At 59.6% G+C, this 3,025-nt stretch carries 4 protein-coding genes; 2 read left to right on the top strand and 2 right to left on the bottom strand.

The genetic code is table 11. The features are described 5' to 3' along the window. Positions 1–786, bottom strand: a 786-nt coding sequence (locus L0H65_RS17305; protein WP_301460471.1) for a radical SAM protein, incomplete at its 3' end; no start/stop codon positions are given. A 230-nt stretch (positions 787–1,016) separates the two neighbouring features. On the opposite strand from L0H65_RS17305, the gene L0H65_RS17310 reads away from it, so the two are divergent. Both L0H65_RS17310 and L0H65_RS17315 read left to right on the top strand, forming a co-directional pair. Further along, positions 1,017–1,610: a heme NO-binding domain-containing protein gene (locus L0H65_RS17310; RefSeq protein ID WP_301460472.1), complete on the top strand. Its 594-nt coding sequence runs from the start codon at positions 1,017–1,019 to the stop codon at positions 1,608–1,610. 15 nt (positions 1,611–1,625) lie between these two features. Next, the gene (locus L0H65_RS17315) at positions 1,626–2,648 is read left to right on the top strand and encodes a GGDEF domain-containing protein (protein WP_301460473.1); all 1,023 of its coding nucleotides are present in this window, start codon (positions 1,626–1,628) and stop codon (positions 2,646–2,648) included. 17 nt (positions 2,649–2,665) lie between these two features. Here the strand turns inward: L0H65_RS17315 and L0H65_RS17320 are convergent. Then, positions 2,666–3,025 (bottom strand): amidohydrolase family protein (locus L0H65_RS17320; protein ID WP_301460474.1); only part of this gene is annotated, 360 nt, incomplete at its 5' end.

A 3,025-nucleotide genomic window follows, 5' to 3' on the forward strand; every position in this document is an offset into this window, starting at 1 on the left:
AATCAGGTCACGGACATGCGGGTAGGGATAGACATAATGCAGGCGCACCCAGGCGCCAAGCGACCCAAGATCGCGCGCCAGATCGGTGATATGCGCGCGGTGGTCCTTGTCGGTGGCGTGTTTGATATCAACGCCGTAAGCGCTGGTATCTTGCGAGATCACCAGCAACTCGCGCACCCCTGCATCCACCAGTCGTTCCGCTTCCCGCAGCACCGCATGGGCCGGGCGACTTTGCAGCCTGCCACGCATATCGGGGATGATGCAGAACTTGCACTTGTGGTTGCAGCCCTCTGAAATCTTGAGGTAGCTGTAATGGCGTGGCGTCAGCGTGACGCCCGAGGACGGCAACAAGTCGATTAACGGATCGGGCGATGGCGGCACGGCGCGGTGCAGCGCATCCAGCACCTGTTCATATTGCTGCGGCCCGGTCACGGCGAGGATATTGGGGTGATGTTCGCGGATATAATCGGGTTCCGCGCCCAGACAGCCGGTCACGATGACCTTGCCGTTTTCCTTCAACGCTTCACCGATTGCATCCAGCGATTCCGCCTTGGCGCTGTCAAGAAAGCCGCAGGTATTGACGATAACCGCCTCTGCGCCCGCGTAATCGGGGCTGATGGCGTAGCCTTCGGCGCGCAGGCGAGTCAGGATCCGCTCCGAATCGACCAGCGCCTTGGGGCAGCCCAGACTGACCATACCGATCATCGGTTGCCCCTCCCGGCGGGGTTCCGTGAAGCGGGCTGTGGGGGCAAGGTCGGGGCGGAGGTTGGGTGGATTCTGGGTCATGCCCCCATATATCCGGGTTTCAGGGAGGTGAAAAGGCCACTGTTGCTGAGGGTAATTACCGTTTTTCGCCAAAGGAATAAGGGTTTCGTATTACAGAAATGGGCCTTTCATTGTCGGAATCATCGGATTTGCCTGATCGGCGAATGGCATCGGATGATCGGGGCCTCTTAGACTTTCGTTAAATCTTCGCGGCTAGTCTACACGGCCAGATGGGAAGGGACCGTTTTGATATGCACGGGCTGATCAACAGGGCATTGCAATGCTATGTGCGCGACACGCATGGCCCGGCAATCTGGGCCCATGTCACGCGGGAGGCGCGGCTTGGTTTTGATAATTTCGAGCCGATGCTCAGCTATGATATCGCCTTGACGGAGGCGGCGGTGCAAGCCTGCGTCACGGTCCTGCGCCGCCCCAGAGAGAGTATTCTGGAGGATTTGGGGACGTTTCTGGTGTCGAACCCGGAACTGGATGCCCTGCGCCGGTTGCTGCGTTTCGGCGGCGTCAGCTTCACCGATTTCTTGCAAACGCTGGAGGAAACGCGCGGGCGCGGTCGTTTGGCACTCGCCGATCTCGATCTGCCGGAACTCGATCTGGTCGAAATTTCGCCGCAACTTTTCAAACTGCAATGCCGTTTTCCGCTTGCCGGCAGCAGCCATGTCATGATGGGCTTGCTGCGTGCCATGGCCGACGACTATGGTGCCCTTGTACTGATGGAACATGGCGGCAATGGCCCCGAGGGTGAATTGATCCTGATTCAGGTGCTGGAAATGGCGCATTCCGAAGGGCGACGGTTTTATTTGACGACACGGGTTGGTAACGAATGAACCGGGGAGGGAACCATGAAAACGATGCGGATCGGACGTGAGGGACTGAACCAGTTGATGCCGATGCATCTTTGGCTTTCCCCGTCAGGTGTGATCCTGTCGGCGGGACCGACCCTGCAAAAGGCATTTGCCGCGAATGGGTTTGAAGGTAATCTCTTTTTTGACTTCTTTGAGGTGCGCCGACCGGGCGGTGTTTCAACGATGGCGGACCTGCTGCGCCGCAATACCGAGCGTTTGACGATACGGCCGAGGCAGGGGGCCGGGACGCAATGTGTGCGCGGGCAGGCTGTGGCTTTGCCGGATACGGGCGGCGTGCTGTTGAACCTGTCGTTCGGGATTGGTGTGATCGAGGCGGTCGCCAGCCACCAACTGACCGATGCGGATTTCGCGGTGACCGATCTGGCGATGGAACTGCTCTATCTGGTGGAGGCGAAAACCGCCGTGACCGAGGAGTTGCGTCAGTTGAACCTGCGGCTGCAAGGTGCCCGCGATGTCGCCGAGGAACAGGCACAGACCGACACGCTGACAGGCTTGCGCAACCGGCGTGCGCTGGATTCGACGCTTTCGGTGCTGATCGCCGACAAGCAGCCCTTTGGCCTGATGCATATTGATCTCGACTACTTCAAGGCGGTGAACGATACGCTCGGCCATGCGGCGGGTGACCATGTCTTGCGAGAGGTCGCGCGGAAATTGCTGGTTGAGACACGAAAGGGTGACACGGTCGCGCGGGTGGGGGGCGATGAATTCGTCGTTGTTTTCAATGATCTGACGGATGAAAAACAACTCAGTGTGATTGCGCGACGGGTCGTCGACAGGGTGAGCGAGCCAATTCGGTTCGAAGGTGATCTGTGCGCGATTTCGGCAAGCATCGGTATAACCGTATCGACGCATTACGACACGCCCGACGCAATGCGTATGCTCCATGACGCGGATGAGGCGCTCTATGCCTCCAAAAACGCCGGGCGCGGGCAGGCGCAATTGTTCCGGGGGGGAGATATGGCGCTGGATCAACAACGGTTGATTGCTTTGCGGACGTAAGGTTCCCGGGCGGTATGTCAGCCGCTCACAGCCGGGCCACACCCAAGGGAGGCAAGCAACGCAGCGGCGGTTTCACCCAGAACCAGTTGCTTTTGTGCCGGGTCAAGACGCGAGGCTTCGACGACCGCAACCGGATTTTCCTTGAAGATCGGATAGTCGGACCCCAGCATCACGCGATCCGCCCCGAGCAGCGTTACCGCCGTTTCCAGCGCACGCGGCCCGAGCGAGGCGCAATCATACCACAACCGCCGCAGCCTTGCGGTGGGAAACGGGGCGTCCGGGTTGCGATGGCGTGCGATGCTTTCCAGCCGTTCAAAGATGAACGGCAAGGTGCCGCCCAGATTGACCACCTGAAACCGGATGCCGGGATAGGTTTC

The organism is Pseudorhodobacter sp., from assembly GCF_030452865.1.
Taxonomy (GTDB): Bacteria; Pseudomonadota; Alphaproteobacteria; order Rhodobacterales; family Rhodobacteraceae; genus Pseudorhodobacter.